Origin of the sequence: Chloroflexus sp. (assembly GCF_034434295.1) — a bacterium.
GTDB lineage: Bacteria > Chloroflexota > Chloroflexia > Chloroflexales > Chloroflexaceae > Chloroflexus.
This window is the reverse complement of the sequence record NZ_DAOTZQ010000060.1, coordinates 20,777-36,525: the sequence shown is the minus strand read 5'-3', so window position 1 is coordinate 36,525 and position 15,749 is coordinate 20,777. Positions and strand designations below refer to the sequence as shown.

At 53.5% G+C, this 15,749-nt stretch carries 12 protein-coding genes; 3 read left to right on the top strand and 9 right to left on the bottom strand.

Translation table 11 applies throughout. The annotated features are described in order from the left end of the window. Positions 1 to 125: 125 nt before the first annotated feature. Positions 126 to 866 (top strand): class I SAM-dependent methyltransferase, encoded by a 741-nt coding sequence (locus tag VAE57_RS09640; protein WP_322821671.1) that lies wholly within the window; start codon positions 126 to 128, stop codon positions 864 to 866. Positions 867 to 941: 75 nt separating this feature from the next. On the opposite strand, the gene VAE57_RS09635 is transcribed toward VAE57_RS09640, so the two are convergent. Further along, on the bottom strand, positions 942 to 2,414 hold the full coding sequence (locus tag VAE57_RS09635; protein WP_322821670.1) for a hypothetical protein: 1,473 nt from the start codon (positions 2,412 to 2,414) through the stop codon (positions 942 to 944). Between the two features lie 251 nt (positions 2,415 to 2,665). Here VAE57_RS09635 and VAE57_RS09630 point away from each other — a divergent pair, with 251 nt between their 5' ends. Next, the gene (locus VAE57_RS09630; RefSeq protein WP_012257255.1) at positions 2,666 to 3,100 is read left to right on the top strand and encodes a carboxypeptidase-like regulatory domain-containing protein; all 435 of its coding nucleotides are present in this window, start codon (positions 2,666 to 2,668) and stop codon (positions 3,098 to 3,100) included. 10 nt (positions 3,101 to 3,110) lie between these two features. Here the strand turns inward: VAE57_RS09630 and VAE57_RS09625 are convergent, their stop codons facing one another. Genes VAE57_RS09625 through VAE57_RS09615 form a run of 3 tightly spaced genes read right to left on the bottom strand, consistent with a single transcriptional unit; the run spans position 3,111 to position 6,827 of the window. Beyond that, complete coding sequence (locus tag VAE57_RS09625) at positions 3,111 to 4,289, bottom strand: glycosyltransferase family 4 protein (RefSeq protein ID WP_322821669.1); 1,179 nt, start codon at positions 4,287 to 4,289, stop codon at positions 3,111 to 3,113. A gap of 10 nt (positions 4,290 to 4,299) precedes the next feature. Beyond that, on the bottom strand, positions 4,300 to 5,559 hold the full coding sequence (locus VAE57_RS09620; RefSeq protein ID WP_322821668.1) for a polysaccharide pyruvyl transferase family protein: 1,260 nt from the start codon (positions 5,557 to 5,559) through the stop codon (positions 4,300 to 4,302). Then, on the bottom strand, positions 5,556 to 6,827 hold the full coding sequence (locus VAE57_RS09615) for a lipopolysaccharide biosynthesis protein (RefSeq protein ID WP_322821667.1): 1,272 nt from the start codon (positions 6,825 to 6,827) through the stop codon (positions 5,556 to 5,558). The genes VAE57_RS09620 and VAE57_RS09615 overlap by 4 nt, the downstream gene beginning before the upstream one ends. A gap of 528 nt (positions 6,828 to 7,355) precedes the next feature. Here VAE57_RS09615 and VAE57_RS09610 point away from each other — a divergent pair. Then, on the top strand, positions 7,356 to 7,844 hold the full coding sequence (locus VAE57_RS09610) for a hypothetical protein (RefSeq protein ID WP_322821666.1): 489 nt from the start codon (positions 7,356 to 7,358) through the stop codon (positions 7,842 to 7,844). A gap of 201 nt (positions 7,845 to 8,045) precedes the next feature. Here VAE57_RS09610 and VAE57_RS09605 read toward each other — a convergent pair whose 3' ends face one another. The 5 genes from VAE57_RS09605 to VAE57_RS09585 form a co-directional block, all read right to left on the bottom strand. Continuing rightward, positions 8,046 to 9,563, bottom strand: coding sequence for a YifB family Mg chelatase-like AAA ATPase (locus VAE57_RS09605; protein ID WP_322821665.1), 1,518 nt, complete (start codon positions 9,561 to 9,563; stop codon positions 8,046 to 8,048). Between the two features lie 348 nt (positions 9,564 to 9,911). Beyond that, positions 9,912 to 10,871 carry an ABC transporter permease gene (locus VAE57_RS09600; RefSeq protein ID WP_322821664.1) on the bottom strand — a complete coding sequence of 320 codons (960 nt, stop codon included), beginning with the start codon at positions 10,869 to 10,871 and terminating at the stop codon, positions 9,912 to 9,914. After that, a complete protein-coding gene (locus VAE57_RS09595; protein WP_322821663.1) occupies positions 10,868 to 12,892 on the bottom strand; it encodes a dipeptide ABC transporter ATP-binding protein in 2,025 nt (674 codons plus the stop codon). The genes VAE57_RS09600 and VAE57_RS09595 overlap by 4 nt, the downstream gene beginning before the upstream one ends. Then, on the bottom strand, positions 12,892 to 13,731 hold the full coding sequence (locus tag VAE57_RS09590) for an ABC transporter permease (RefSeq protein WP_322821662.1): 840 nt from the start codon (positions 13,729 to 13,731) through the stop codon (positions 12,892 to 12,894). Before VAE57_RS09590 ends, VAE57_RS09595 begins: the two co-directional genes overlap by 1 nt. A gap of 384 nt (positions 13,732 to 14,115) precedes the next feature. Next, on the bottom strand, positions 14,116 to 15,735 hold the full coding sequence (locus tag VAE57_RS09585; protein WP_322821661.1) for an ABC transporter substrate-binding protein: 1,620 nt from the start codon (positions 15,733 to 15,735) through the stop codon (positions 14,116 to 14,118). Positions 15,736 to 15,749: the final 14 nt, after the last annotated feature.

Here is a 15,749-nt window from a genome sequence, read left to right as displayed (position 1 = left end):
ACTCAGGGCTTAGCCCAAAACCCTACACAGGAATCTTGCCCGATGCTGAGGCGAAGGTCTTACTTTCGTCTTCCCAATAGTAGTCTGCGGATAGGTGCTTAGAATTCTACATAAGGTGCTATGTTATGTCATTGTATACAACAGCACGACGCTGGTTAGCCACGAACTCTTCACGTGTTTACTTAGAACGCTTTCTTCAACAAGCTGCCCGACAACTACCGGCAGGTAGTCTTGTACTCGATGCAGGTGCAGGAGATTGTCGATATGCAGACCTGTTTCAGCATACCAACTACATAGCCGTCGATTTTGCGAAAGTGGCGAAGCCATACGGTGAACTTGACGTAATTGCTGATCTGGTTCATTTACCGTTTCCATCCGCGTATTTTGATGCGATTATCTGCACCCAGGTGCTTGAGCATCTCCCAAAACCACAGATTGCATTGGGCGAACTACACCGACTGCTGCGTCCCGGCGGAAAGTTATGGCTCACTGCGCCGCTCTACTACGAAGAGCATGAGGCACCATTTGATTTTTATCGCTACACTCGGTTTGGTCTCGACCATCTGCTTTCCGCTGTCGGTTTTCAGATCACATCACTCATGCCATTGGAAGGCTATTGGGGAACACTGGCATACCAATGGCGTTCGGCAGCGTACCAGTTACCCTGGATACTGCCATCTTCCTATGGCGGTACTATCGTGCGTCTCGTTTCAATACCTTTTTTGATCACCATGAAACTGGTGTTAGCAAGCGCGAGTGTGTTTGCCACACATATAGACCTGCGATATTACGATACATCACGCTGGCATTGTAAAAATTACAAGATAGAAGCGTATAAGCCAGATATACCCAAAAGTGCTCTGTAGCAACAGTAAGGTATATACAAAGAGCGCGGCACACATTTGTGTGCCGCGCTCTCACCGTTGCTCTAGCCTATCAAATTAATTGATCGGAATTGCGTTATAGTCTTCGGCGACAATATCTGCCGTGTTCGTTGCCGAGTTCGCCGACGCGATACGAACAACGGCAACAATCTGACAGCCACTTCCTGCACATTCAATCGTCGCACTGCCACCGAAGCCACCGATGTAGCCAAACTCCGCAAGGTCGGCTGTCGTCTTGCCTGCCGCAGGTGTGGCAGCGATGGGGGTCGAGTTCGTCTTCTGACCAGAGTTGATAGAGTTGATCGTATGGGTGCCAATCAGATTACCATTCAAATCGTAGTATTTGACCGTAATGGTACCTGACGCGCCCGAACCGACATTCTGAATGGCAATAAATGCGCGCTGTCGGTTACCAGGGTTAATATCGAAGCGGGTCTGTGTCCAGCGCACATATGGTGCTGCCAGCTTGCTGGCACCGGCAGACGCACCAACGAATGCGGTGGCCAGTGCGGCGTATGTTGGGCTGCCTGAGAAGACTTTACCAATGGCAACAATCGGTGCGCCCGAGCTGGTAATGGTTGCTGAGCCGCTAAAGTTATTCGGGATACCGGCGGCACTGCACGTCTGGAAGCTGAATTTGGCGTTGGCCGGAATAGTTGCATTCTGGGTGGCAACTGTATTGTTGCTTGTATCTTTATACGTCACAGTGACAGTTGCCGAACTTGTGGTGCTGGTGTTCTGCACAGCATAGGCAGAGCGCTGCTGAGTGCTACCAAAATTGCAGAGGGCGCTTGGCATGTAGACCGTATTGCTCCCCTGGGCAACACCTTCAAACGCGCTCACTTTGTAAGAAGTATCGGTTGTTGCTTCAATTGCCGTAGCCACAACTTTACCGGTAGCTTGAATGGTTGCCGATCCGTTGAAGCTTGTGCCGAGCTGGCTAATGGTACCGGCATCAAAGAAGCGAGCGGTACCAACACTCAATGAAAAGGTCTCGGTGTGGGTAGGCGTGGCTGAACCAATGGCAAAAAATCGCAACGTTACGTTAACATTTGTTGTGTCAGCATTTTGGATTGAGAACTTGGTGGTCTGATTAAACGTATTCTTCAATACCGTTGCAATCAGAACGTTGTTGCTACCATCGTTGCTACCAAAGCCATTGGACAGGGGACGATTGCGTACACTTGCATTCTGTGGCAATTGCACGACCGTCGCCACAATTGGCTGATCCGAGGAAATGACCGCCGAACCCTGCCCGGAAAAGCCGCTCAGCTCGCTTGTTGAGCCAACATTGAGCGATGCGCCGGCATTAGCAGCAAGAGTACGGCTGAATGAAATTGGCGTACCGCTCGATGTTGGGTAAAAGGTAAACGTAATGTTTGCGGTAGTGGTGCCGACATTCTGGTACGTAATGGATGTGATAAAGTTGGTGTTGTAGGCACTGCCCTGTTGTGCGCTCACCGGAAGTGCAGAATGAGTTGCCAGGAGCAGCGCAATCACTACTAAAAGGGCATTGAACACACGACGCATAGCTATCTCCTCTCCTGAACCGATATGCTCGTTCGGTCGTATCATACTGTTGCTGCGCAGGATTAGCGATACCACCAACAGGTTATTTGTGCTACTCGCTTTGGGTAATAGGCTTGCACTGAGCCTTGATTGTAAGTAACATTAGCGATACGAGATCGCGCTAGTTGTGCAGTGTAAAAATGTAAGAAGCTACGTTCTTCTGAGATAGCAAGATTTATTCGCTCGTTGCCAATGATGAGGTGGAGGTAGCCTTGCGTACCATTATCGTCTTGTGCCTGTTGTTGAGCTTGACCGCTTGCACCACAGCTCAACCTACACCCACGCCCACTGATGAATTAATCATTCCAACCCCGGTAAGTGGGCAGGCTGTTGTCTATGGTCGGGTACTTTCCAGTATTACTGGACAACCAATCTATCGCGTCCGGGTGGCTTTCGCGGAAGTGATTCGCAACGGTGAAACTGCGATCTTTGTCGATGACGCTGCCTTTAGTCCTTTCGCCGAAACTGACACTGATGGTCGTTTTGTGTTACCAGATTTGCCACCTAAAGAGTACGTGATTGTCATCGGTGACCCGTTTGGCCTCAATGATGTAGTGCGTAATCCTGATGGATTACCAAAAGTGTGGAACATCGAAGCCGGCCAGCAGCTTGATATTGGCGAGGTGCGTGTTAATATCGGGGTCTAATACTTTTGGGTTATTGACGTTTTTGAGGTATTAATGAGTGATACAGCCGTTCATATTGTCGTGCGGCAGCGGTTATCGAGAATTGTGCTGCTCGTTCGCGGGCAGATGCCACTAATCGCTGCGCCAATCCATGATCGCTGACTAACCGTATCATTGCTTGCGCCAGCGCCGGTGGATTCTGCGGTGGTGCGAGTAATCCGGTTTGCTCGTGTACGATAAGTTCACGCGTGCCGGGAATGTCAGTTGCTACAACTGGGGTACCGACAGCCATCGCTTCCAGGATGACTGTTGGTAACCCTTCCCATAGCGATGCTGAGAGTAATACATCGAGACTGGCAATAATATCAATTGCATCGGAACGCGCTCCCAGCCAGAAGACTGCTTGAGACAAACCAAGGGCAGTAGCTTGTTCCCTATAGCGTTGCGGTTTTTCGCCGTAGCCATCTCCAACGATAATCAGTACGGCATGGGGTAGCCGTTCGCGCACCAGCGCAAAAGCCTGTAAGGCATCAGGGATACCTTTCTGTTCGGTCAGCCGTCCCACTAACCCAAAGAGGGGAGTATTGGGATGTAATCCCAAATCCTGGCGAATGTTTGTACCTCGTCGCTGCTGGACGATCCGCTCAACGTCGATCCCATTATTGATTGCCCAAATCGGTTGCCGGGTGATGCGTACCAAAAGCTGGTGACGTAAATTATCAACAATCGTGCTCGATACACCAACCTGTACAGTGGCAAGGAATGGATAAAGTATTGTGGTGGCCAATCGCAATGGTGGATGATTGGGAAATTCGCAGGTGGTATGACAGGTGCGAATCAAGGGGATAGACCGATTTATTAATCGTAGACCCATCCCTATGACGCCGGCGTATTCACCGTGAGCATGAATGATGTCGGGGCGAAGACGGTTCATTAACGGGTGGAGGTCCGTTAGTGATTGCACTACGGCGTGTATCATGTGGGGATTGTAAGGTGGGCCGTAATGGACCTCGATCCCATCACGCCGTAGCTCGGTTTCCCACTGTTGTTCAACCGGTCGATTAAAGCGCCACAGACAAACCATCTGTACGCGAAATAGCCGCCGATCCAGCGCCTGTGCCAGCCGGATACTGTAGAGTTCCAGCCCTCCGCCCAAATCACCTACGATCAGACCGGGTATCAATTGAACCACACTGATATGCTCGTCCATAGCCCGACTTTTAATCCTTTCCATATCGGCTGGCAAGTTCTTGCCGGAGTGCTTGCTGGTGTGAACGAGCCATAGCGATATAGGATTTGATGTGCTCAGGTAGTCCTTCACGCTGCAAGCGACAAAATGCCTGCCAGAGATCTGCAATGTTCACATGTTGAATGTCAAGACAGCGATCAGGTAAACCCATATCGGATAGAATGCCGATACTCTTGGTCAGATAACCAATCGACAGGGCTGGCACGCCAGCATTTGTTGCCAAAATAAAAGAGTGAAGGCGGGTTGCGACGAAGTAATTCATGCACCCGTAAAGTGCCTGGAGCAGTGCCGGGTGAATGTGTTCATTGAGCATCACGACTCGTGCTTGATGTCGCACCTTGTGATACAGCCGCATATTAACCAGTCGGTCATCTTCTTCCTGACCAGGGCCACAGGTCTGGGCAAACAGGACAACTACCGCACCCTGGTCAGTTAGACGATTGATGAACTCAACTAATGTCTCCTCGTAGTGTTGTTGTTGTCGAAAGCGCGAATTTTGACCCTGCCAGTTGATAGCAGTAATACCAACGTACATCGTTGCCGCATCGGGTATTGACAGTTGCCACTGCAACCATGCCTTGGCCACTTCGGCTGGGGCCGAGGGAAAGGCAAATGCCAGATCAGGTTCGTAACGCGCTTCTCTGGCTCCCAAATCTTGTGCGCGGCGGAGCGAGATTGACTCACGGGTGAGTACCAGATCGGCTCTGGCTACAATCTGCCTCGCCAGCCAGACTTGCAATGGATGATGGAATGGCCCAATGGATTGTGGCAGCATGACCAGCTTGCGCCGCATTACAAGTGCACTGAGGCTTAGTGCAGAGGCAAAGGTAAACCAGTGGTAGAGATACCCGCCACCACTTGCCACAACCAGATCGGCTGAAGCCAGTTCTACGAGCAAGCCTTGTTTTTGAGGATCACGGAATACTCGGATTGGTTTGCCTGTCCAGCGTACCAGGAGTGCGCCGATCAGTAAGAGGATGAGATACCATCCGCGAATAAATCGTGATGCCTTAACAGATTGCCGGTGCTGGTTGAGTTCGACCCCCCAGGCTGGTGGTGCAGCATAGATTCGATAGGTTGGGAGCAGTGCCCGGGCAAGTGCTGGCTCGTTGAAGGTTAAGCTAATATCAGCTTGCGGGAAAGCCGCGTGAAGCAGATTGAGAGTCTGGAGCAGAATTGCATAATCACCAGCATTTAACACTGAGTGATTATTGATCAAAACGATCTTCATATGCGTGTCTTGTGCAGTGTGTAGAGTGCTCCGATCCAATAGAACACACAAAGTGCTATCTCAACCACTACATACGTTGCAGTTGCACCCATGACACCGGAGGAGGGGATAATGATTAGACCTAACAACAGGCTGAGGATGACAACGATACTCTGCATAACAACGCGCAAGCGTTGCGCACTTAGTGCCAGCATAATGGCAACTGCAACGAAACTGAGGGATTTGAAGAGCGGCACAACGCTAAGTGGTGTAAGCAAAGGAACGACTGCCTCGTATTTATTGCCGTAGAAGAGGCGGAGCAGGTCAGCGCCAAACCACCAAAAACCGAACAAGGTAATGACTCCATAACAGGTAGCTAAACCAAATATGCCGAAAATTATATGATACCTCTGTCGTCGTTCAATGTTTTGACGACTCAATAGAGGTAGGCTCACATTGAACATTGCCATAGGTACCAGAAAACTCATAGTGATGAGATTGATCGCAGAGCGAAATATACCAACATCTACATCACTGGTAAACAATGCCAGAATAGCGATTTGGGCCTGAGAATAGATATTTGCCAGTACATCGGCTAAAACAAAAAAACCGGCACTCCGCATCAAATGCCCCAATCGTAGAGGCCGCCATGCTCCACGCCAGTGGTTGGCCAGTAGTATTGCCGCAATCATCAGGACAGTACCACTTACGATGCTTTGACCAACAACCAGTGTCGCTACCTGGGGTGGCCAGTTCATCAACAGAAGTATCAGCACCACTGCTAGCAAGGCGTCGAGACTCTGCAAAACAGCGACCAGTCCATTTCGACTGAGTGCATGGAACATTACATAACCGGTATTAAGGTAGCTCTCGGCAATGATGCCAAGCATGCCGACGATGACGAGCCAACTGAGATCCCTCTGGTTCCAGGCCACTACTAATGCCCCAATGAGGATGCTGGCTGCACCGAATTTCAGGACTAGCAGGCGCCGAGCATTGAACGACAACAGGCCAGGGTCACGACCACCCTCGCGGAGTAACCACGTGTCAAACCCCAGCCCAAGCAGGTTTGACATCAAGGTCAGGGTGGTAACCAGTGTCGCATATTGGCCATACAGGGCCGGCCCGTCAAAATAACGAACGAGTAGAATACCGGCGACTGCGCTGAGAATTCTTCCGAGAAGTGAGCCAGCAGCTACCGCTACAAAACCTCGAATGAGGATGAGCATTGCTGGTGAGGTGACATGGTGTAAGTGGTGTTTGATCGCAATAAGTTTAGGTGATGTCATTATTATTATTGTCTGATGTGTTGCTCAGTAAATCTTCGTTTCGGTTTGAGAGGTTTCTTTGAGTTCCGGTTGATAAATTTGATAAGTGAGTTTTGTTGACGTTGTTGTTAAAACATGTTTGTATGTTATTAATTATGTTTGATTTTTCTTTTAAAAGATTTTGATTTATTTAGGAATGGCGCGAAAGATTATACCAGATAGTGTGGATGATTGTCAATAACGTCGGTTCTCCCTTGCACAACAGTGATATGTGGTTGGGGAAAATGGTCTTCAGAGAAATATCTCTTTCGGGCTGGTCAGGTGTTTTTGTTTGGTGATATTGTCACGAACCCCGGACCCTCCAGGATGGTGCTGCATACGCCTCTTTTCTGTTTGATACCTTTTCTGGATGGCTGATAGTGTCTTTCTGAATACAAATGTAATCTATGTATCTATTAATGTCATGACTTTCTATGCTATATTACACTATCAGGGTGCGGTATACTCTTGAGGGACAATCGTACTGCAATATCTTTCTACGAGGTTACTATGTATCGTCTCTTCATCGGCTTGCTCTGTCTACTTGTTATTTCTGGGTGTGCAAACACAACCGTTTCAGAACCTTCACCTACGCCATTAATTCCTTATCCGGCTTATCCGGTAGAACCAATTCCCACTAGTCCGGATGCGAGTTATCCAGGACCTGATAGCAGTGGTCAGTCGCAGGCTACTCTTTTCTTTTACATTGCCGAACCTGTACGAGTGTCTGATAGCCAGATTCAGGGTGGTGGTCCTCCACAAGTGCCGATCCGTGTAATCAATTTGTCTCGTAACAATGCGGTAATTGCCGACACAGTGGTAGGGGCCGACGGTCAGTTTGTCGCGCCGTTGCGTGATGTCGCTGCAGGTGATTCGGTGGCAATTATTTTTAATGAGCAGATTAGTTCTGCGTTTACCCGTGAACAGTTGCAGCCGTTTAGTGTGCAAGTGCTTCCCTCCGGTGAACTGGTGATGAGCAGTGTGGTCGTTGCTCCCTGATTTGATGCGACTGCATGTTCTACCTCACGCCCGTTGCTTGTGGGGTGATCGTAACAATCACCCCACTACCCACTACTGATGACGATGTCCAGAGGGTGAGGAGAGAATTTGCCTTTGTTATGCCACAACAACATGTTGTCCCTTTTGAGGAATAGCCAGTCGTCGTACTCTATTCGGGCCAGTCCTGTACCTCCCTCTCCCCTACTCCACCTGCCGTGGGCGGTACTGAATCGCTTCGGCAACATGCACAGCGGCGATCTGTTCCGCTCCGGCCAGGTCGGCGATGGTGCGGGCCAGGCGCAGGATGCGGTGGAAACTGCGTGCCGAGAGGTTGAGCCGCTGGACTGCCGATTTGAGCAGAGATTGCCCGGCCTGATCAAGGGTGCAGATGGTGCGAATTTCAGCAGGGCCGAGATCGGCATTGTTCCGACAGCGTGGATGGCCGTTGAGGCGCTCGATTTGACGTTGACGTGCTGCAATGACGCGCTCGCGCACGATTGATGATGGTTCCCCCGGCGCCAGGCTGCTCAGTTTGTCGTATTTGACCCGCGGTGCTTCGACGTGGATGTCGATCCGATCCAGCAGTGGCCCGCTGACCCGGCGCTGGTAGCGGCTGACCAGTGCCGGTGAGCAGGTGCAGGTGCGTTCCGGGTCGCCGTGCCAGCCACATGGACAGGGGTTCTGCGCTGCGACTAGCATGAAGGCCGCCGGATAGGTGATGCTGCCATGCGCCCGGCTGAGGGTGACGATCCGATCCTCTAGGGGTTGGCGCAAGACCTCTAGCCGATTGCCGAATTCGGGTAGTTCGTCGAGGAACAGGATGCCACGATGGGCCAGCGAGATCATGCCTGGCCGCACCCGACTCCCACCGCCCACCAGGCCGGCGGTCGAAACAGTATGATGCGGTGCGCAGAAGGGGCGTGTGCGGATCAGGGGGGTGTCGCGTGGAAGTTGTCCGGCGACGCTGTATATCTTGGTGACTTCCAATGCTTCGGCAAAGCTGAGCGGTGGCAGAATGGAATGGAGCGCTCTGGCCAGCATGGTTTTACCGGCTCCCGGCGGCCCACTCATCAGGATGTTGTGACCGCCGGCTGCTGCTACTTCCAGCGCTCGTTTAACGTGTTCCTGCCCGCGAACATCGGCAAAATCGACTACCCCGTCTGGTAGTGCCGGGGTAAAGCCGGTGGTACCGGTGTAGGGTCGCAATGGCCGTTCACCACTGAGATGGGCAATCAATTCTCGTAACGAAGGTACCGGGAAGATGCGTAAGCCCTCGATGAGTGCGGCCTCTGCGGCATCTTCAGTCGGTACGTAAATGGTCGAAATGCCATGGGAACGGGCTACGGCTGCCATCGGCAAAATCCCGTCGGTATGGCGCAACGTGCCGTCTAGCCCCAATTCACCAATAAAGACGGCATCACTGACATCGGCTATCAATTGATCGGTGGCAATCAGTAACCCTAATGCAATGGGGAGATCGTAGGCCGGGCCGGCTTTGCGCAGATCGGCGGGAGCGAGATTGGCGGTGATGCGGCGCATCGGGAAACTCATGCCGCTATTACGCACTGCCGAGCGTACCCGTTCGCGACTCTCGTGGACGGCAGCGTCACCCAGTCCAACAACGCTGAATGCCGGTAGACCACTCAGGACGTCAACCTCGACCGCAACCAGTATCCCATCCAGGCCAATAACAGCACAGCTCAGAACTTTGGCAAGCATCGCTTCTCCGGCTTTCGTCAGACTAACCCAAGTTGCCACCTATGCTATGAGCAGGCTATGGAGTCTGACTGTCAGGATGAATAACACGACGTTGCACTCAACCGTGAATCATGTGGGTAGTAGCCAGTTCCTATGGATGTGTCAGATCACGCTTCGCGGTAGCAACCCGGGTTATACCCATCCTCTGTGTCCTCTGTGTCTCTGTGGTGATACAGGTGGCAACTTGGGTTATGCTTAACTGCTACTTCTTGATGTCCTATTAATAGAACCGGAGATCGGCGGCAAAAGGTGCACGGTTTTGGCAATTTTGCGTAAAAATCATTGGCTGGTGGTCGAAAACTACCGGCCTCAAGGGCTGTGTTCGTCACCGAGCCGAATACGTGGGTCGAGCAGGGCATACATGAGATCGGCCAGCAGATTGGCGACGGCAAAGATCACGACGGTAATCATCGCTACCGCCTGGAGCAGCAAGAGATCGCGGCGGTCGATGGCGAAAGTCAACAGACGCCCAATACCCGGATAGTTGTAGACATTTTCGACCACGATCAGGCCGCTAATCAGCCAGCCGAGGCTGATGGCAATCACGGTAATGGCCGGCAATAAGGCATTACGTAAGACGTGTCGGCGGAGGATTGTTGCCGGTGTCAGTCCTTTTAGCATCGCGGTGCGAACATATTCCTGCTCAAGTTCGGCGATCACCCCGGTGCGCGTTAGCCGGGCGATGTAGGCCAGCAGAACCAGAGTGGCCGTGATCGCCGGTAATACCAGTTGGGGAAGTATCTCGAAGAATGAGGCATCGGGTCGGATTGATGAGTTGGCCGGTAGCCAGCGCAGGCGAAAGGCGAAGAGATCGATGAGCAAAAGGCCGGTGACAAACTCTGGTAGACCGGTGACGGCCAGGGTTGAAACGCTGATGACGGTGTCGTCGGGTTTGCCGGCCCGCCAGCCGGCCCATACCCCCAACCCAATTCCCAGTGGTAGTGCGAGAGCTAATGTTGCGCCAGCCAACAGGAGTGAATTGCTCAGGCGTTCCATGACCAGAGGTCGAATCGGTTGGCGTGTGCTGTACGCGATGCCCCAATCGCCGGTGAGGAATCCTCTCAGCCAATCAATGTATTGGAGTGGCAATGGCCGATCCAGCCCCAGCTCGGTGCGCAGTGCAGCCAGCGCCGCTTCACCGGCTTCGCGACCGAGGAGGACGCGTGCTATATCACCGGGTAAGAGGCGACAGATCAGAAAGATGATCAATGAGCTGATGAGAACAGTGCCGCCGAGCAATACTATTCGTCGTAACAGATAACGTATCATGGCGTGATTGCTTCGGGCTGTTGAATGGTTTGCAGTTCTGCGAGTGGAATATGACAGCGGAGACGGTGCCCGTTCCCGGCTTCGCGCCACGGTGGTGGGGTAGTCACACAAACGTCGCCGAGTGCTCGTGGGCAGCGCGGTTGGAAAGGGCAGCCATGTTGCGGTGGATCAGCACCCTCTTCAGCTTCGCGCAGACGGAGACCGTGAGCACTGGTGGCGGTTAACAGCGCTTCGGTGTACGGATGGAGCGGTGGTTGTAAGACGGCGGTGACCGGCCCCTCTTCGACGATCTGCCCCCGATACATCACGGCTACGTCATCGGCCAGGTAGCTTACAACAGCCAGATCGTGGGTGATGAACAGATACGCAATGCCGGTGTCGGTTTTCACGTCGGCCAGCAGGTTGAGGATTGCAGCCTGCACCGAGACATCAAGCGCCGAGACGGCTTCATCGAGCAAGAGCAGATCGGGTGCTGCGGCCAGGGCGCGGGCAATAGCGACACGCTGTTTCTCGCCGCCACTCAGTTGGCCCGGTCGTCGTTCGGCGTAGCTGATCGGTAGTTTGACCAGTTGCAGCAGCTCTGGCACGAGCTGCATGGCGCGTTGACGATCCAGCCCTCCCAGACGGATGAGAGGACGGATGAGCGCTTCGCCGACGGTAAGCGCCGGATTCAGGGCTTCTTGCGGGTTTTGCAATACCATCTGCAAGCGCCGTAATTGTTCCCGACTACGATGTTGAATGGTCGGTGCTAACGGCACATCGATCAGATCGATGCTACCGGAGGTAGGCTCTGTTAAGCCGATCACACAACGGGCAAGGGTTGTTTTGCCGCTCCCACTTTCGCCAACGATCCCAAGCGTGCGATTGCGCCGTAGCTTCAAATCAACATCGGTTAATGCCTGGACAACCGACGACGGTTTCCGGCGGATTAGATCGGTGACGGAGCGATGCTGGGTGATGGTTTTTGTCAGTTGCGTTGTGCTCAGCAAGACCTCGCCATTGGGCGCGGTAGTTGTCATAGTGGGAAAGGGAGATAGGCTATCTGTAGTCACCTGCTGCCAGTACTGCCAGTAGTGGCAGCGTGTCCACTGATTACTGTTTACGGGCAAGAGTGGTGGCCGTTCATTGCGGCAACGGTCATCGGCCAGGGCGCAACGCGGTGCAAAGATACATCCTTTTGGAAGGGCGCCAGGTGCAGGAAGTACGCCGTCGATGGGTTGTAAGGGATGATGATTGTAGCGCAGGCCCGGACGTGGCAGGCTGCGCAGCAAGCCCTGGGTATAAGGGTGGCGCGGTTGTTGAAAGAGCAATTCTGTAGGGGCAAGTTCAACCAGTTCGCCGGCGTACAGGACTGCGGTACGAGTAGCAATCCTCGCCACAAGGCCGAGATTATGTGAGATAAACAGTGTCGCCGGCTGACGTTCAGCGATTAATTCGGCCAGCAGATCAACTACTGCTGCTTCGGTAGTGACATCAAGGCTCGTCGTTGGTTCATCCAACACTAGCAGACGAGGTTCACCGTGTAGGGCCATGGCAATCATTACCCGCTGCTGCATACCACCACTCAATTCGTGGGGATAGCTGCGCATCACTCGTGCCGGATCGGCAATCTGGACACGGTTTAGTAGCGCTAACGCCTGCTGCGTTGCTGTTGTTCGGTCACCACCGATAGCTTCGATCAATTGATCGCCGATCCGCAGGGTGGGATTGAGTGCCGCCAGTGGATTTTGTGGCACCAGGCGTAATGAACGCGCCCACAGTGGACGGAGTGCCGAGGCGGGCAGATGGGTCACATCAGTGTCATCAAGCAGTATTTGCCCGGAACTGATGAGGCCACCGGCTGGTAGTGCTCGCAAGACTGCCAGTCCCAGGGTGCTCTTTCCACTACCACTTTCGCCGACCACACCCAGTACTTCGCCGGCAGTGACCGTCAGGCTGATTTCACGCACAACCGGCAACATCTGCCGACCAACTCGATACGCCACGGTAAGATTATTAACAGCTAAAACCGGTATTGTCATCAATAACCTGCCATCTCACCACGGATCGCCCGCCGCACGCCCTCGGCCATGAGATTGATCCCGACCACCAGCAACGCGATGGCCGTTGCCGGTACATAGAGCGACCATGGAGCAAGCGCGAATTCATTGCGCGCTTCGAGTACCATCAAGCCCCAATCAGGGCTGGGAGGTTGAACACCAACGCCGAGGAAGCCAAGCGATGCGACGAGAAAAATCGCATACGAGAAGCGGAGGGCAGCTTCCACTGCCAGCGTTGGTGCTACCAGAGGTAACAACTCACGCCACAAGATGTACCCAAGGCGTTCACCGCGCATACGCGCTGACTCGATAAAACCTCGCGGCTTGAGCGATAATACAACACTCCGCACAACGCGAGCCACGATTGGCGTGTAGACCAGCACAATCACCAGCAGCACACCGGTACGCGAAGGGCCAACCGCACCGAGGAGCAGTAGCGCCAGCAGTAATGCTGGCAGCGCGAGCAGACCATCGAAGAGACGAAAAACCAGCTCTTCCAACCAGCCGCCCAGATACGTTACACTCACGCCAATCAGTGTCCCAAGTACCACTGCCAGAACTGTGCCACTCCCGGCAAGTGACAGAATATCGCGTGCTCCGTACACGATCCGGCTCAGCAGATCGCGACCAAGCCGATCCGTGCCGAGTGGGTGCGCGAATGAGGGCGGCTGTCGGATCAGTTCAGCGTTCTGCGCGGTCGGACTGTAAGGCGCGATCAGTGGCCCAAAGAGTGCCAGCCCCAGGAAGCAGAGCACGATGACGGTGCCGGTTGCAGTTGCCGGGTCGGCAAAAAAGGCTCGTCTCAACGATAGAAGACTCATGTTTCGGTGACAGTATCAATGCGTAGTCGCGGCTTGCAAGATCAGCTCTATCAGAATGCCGTGACATCGATCCGAAAAGACCTTACCGGGATGGGAGAGGGCATGATCTTCGCCTTCCCAGCCATAAATCCTGTCCTCTTCAGACAGGTTTCAACGCCTGTTATACACCTGGTTTGAACGTGACACGCTCTGCTCTCGTTCTAGTGGGCTACCCGGTTGGTGGAACTCGTTCCACATTCAACCTATACAATCGCTGGTTTGGATGCGAAAGCCACGCTTCTGCATCCATCGTGCTCCGCACCGAACGGGTTTGGTCACGCCAGGCCACCGTATGAATAGAAATATTGTTCAGATAGCAGCCTGACCCCTCGTATCCTTCCAGGATCACACCGCAATTGCCGCCAGATCGGTGCGGCCTGGAAATGCTTTCGCAACATAGCCGCGCAACCCTTCACGATGTGCACTGAGTTGCGCAAAGAAATAGGGAATGATAATTGGGCCGCGTTCAATCAGAATACGCTGAATCTCGCGGTAGGCGCGTAGCCGTTCTTCCTCATTGAGGGTAGTACGGGCAGTGGCTGCCAGGGCATCAAACTCGGGGTCGCTGAAATGACTCTCATTCCACACGGCACCGCTGACGAGCATGACGTCGAGGTAGAACTGAGGAATCGGTCGCGAACCCCAACCGGTAATTCCCAAATCAACCTCAAGCCATCCGTTATCACCGTAGTACACACTTTCCGGTTCGACAATTACATTGATGTTAATACCGGCTTCAGCCCATTGCTCCTTGAGCACCACCGCCAGATCAGGCCGATCCCCCGAATCGGGTACGTGGAGATCGAGTTGCAAGCCATCAGGATACCCGGCGGTTGCCAGCAATTGCCTGGCCGTAGCCGGATCACGGGCCGGCAGGGGTGTCTCTTCCGAATAATACGAGCTGAAGAGAGGGCCGATGGGGCTATCACGCCCGATTGCCCCAAGACCGGCTTTGACCTGGCGAAAGATCGCGTCACGATCAGTTGCCAGCTTAAGCGCCCGAATAACCTCTGGTTTATTACCCGGCTCGCGGTCGGCCCGCAGGCGAACCAGATCGAAACCGTTGGTAGGTGTCTGGACGGTAACGATACCACCCGTTTGCTGCAATGTCTGGAAGAGTGGCGTGGGCATGCGTAACACCAGATCAACCTGCCCACCACGTAAAGCGTCGACTGCTGCGGCCTGATCGGCAAAAAAGATAATCTCCAGGTTAGCAACGGCCGGCTTACCGGTCTGGAAATAGGCCGTATTTGCAGCCAGATCGATGCGATTCTCGGTGCGATATTCGACCACTTTGAAGGGGCCGGTGCCATTAAAAGCCGTTGCCGGGTTCTCGGTATTGGTGCGCAGAATCAGGGCGTGGTTGTCAGACAAATCGTACAGGAAGAATGGATTTGGCTCGGTAAGCGTGAAGACGACCGCGGTATCGCCATCAGCAGCAATATCGGCAATGTTGGCGTAGAGATCGGCGGTTGGCAACTGCAACGCGGGATCGCGCAGCCGGTTAAACGTCCAGACTACATCTGCTGCCGTGAGCGGACTTCCATCGTGAAAGGTAACCCCGGTGGCCAGGTTTAGCCGATAACGTAAACCATCGTCGCTGATCGTCCATTCCCGTGCCAGCCGGGGCACGATAGCATTGCTCGCATCGATGTCAACCAGATAATCGTACACGTGGTTGAGAATAAGAATTTCGGCGTCAGATGAGGCGAATGCCGGATCGAGCTGAACGGGAATCTCACTCGCCACCCGTAAACGCCCCGTTGGGCCGGCGGCCGGTGATGGTGGAGGTGATGCAGGCGCCGGTGTAGATGCGCCACCGCCACAGGCAGCCAACGCAGTTGCACCCGCAGATAAGCCAAGGGCCAGACCAAGGCGCAGGAAGGCTCGTCGGCTCATCCTGCCGGCCAGCACTTCGGAACGGGCCATCTGCAACAGGTGCAGTCGTTCGTCCGCTGAACTCATGAAACTGTCCTTTC

Excerpts from the sequence above, each read along its gene's own strand:
- VAE57_RS09640 (WP_322821671.1), top strand. The coding sequence starts at position 126 with ATGTCATTGTATACAACAGCACGACGCTGGTTAGCCACGAACTCTTCA.
- VAE57_RS09605 (WP_322821665.1), bottom strand. The coding sequence starts at position 9,563 with ATGCTTGCCAAAGTTCTGAGCTGTGCTGTTATTGGCCTGGATGGGATA.
- VAE57_RS09590 (WP_322821662.1), bottom strand. The coding sequence starts at position 13,731 with ATGAGTCTTCTATCGTTGAGACGAGCCTTTTTTGCCGACCCGGCAACT.
- VAE57_RS09615 (WP_322821667.1), bottom strand. The coding sequence starts at position 6,827 with ATGACATCACCTAAACTTATTGCGATCAAACACCACTTACACCATGTC.
- VAE57_RS09595 (WP_322821663.1), bottom strand. The coding sequence starts at position 12,892 with ATGACAATACCGGTTTTAGCTGTTAATAATCTTACCGTGGCGTATCGA.
- VAE57_RS09635 (WP_322821670.1), bottom strand. The coding sequence starts at position 2,414 with ATGCGTCGTGTGTTCAATGCCCTTTTAGTAGTGATTGCGCTGCTCCTG.
- VAE57_RS09610 (WP_322821666.1), top strand. The coding sequence starts at position 7,356 with ATGTATCGTCTCTTCATCGGCTTGCTCTGTCTACTTGTTATTTCTGGG.
- VAE57_RS09585 (WP_322821661.1), bottom strand. The coding sequence starts at position 15,735 with ATGAGTTCAGCGGACGAACGACTGCACCTGTTGCAGATGGCCCGTTCC.
- VAE57_RS09620 (WP_322821668.1), bottom strand. The coding sequence starts at position 5,559 with ATGAAGATCGTTTTGATCAATAATCACTCAGTGTTAAATGCTGGTGAT.
- VAE57_RS09600 (WP_322821664.1), bottom strand. The coding sequence starts at position 10,871 with ATGATACGTTATCTGTTACGACGAATAGTATTGCTCGGCGGCACTGTT.
- VAE57_RS09625 (WP_322821669.1), bottom strand. The coding sequence starts at position 4,289 with ATGGACGAGCATATCAGTGTGGTTCAATTGATACCCGGTCTGATCGTA.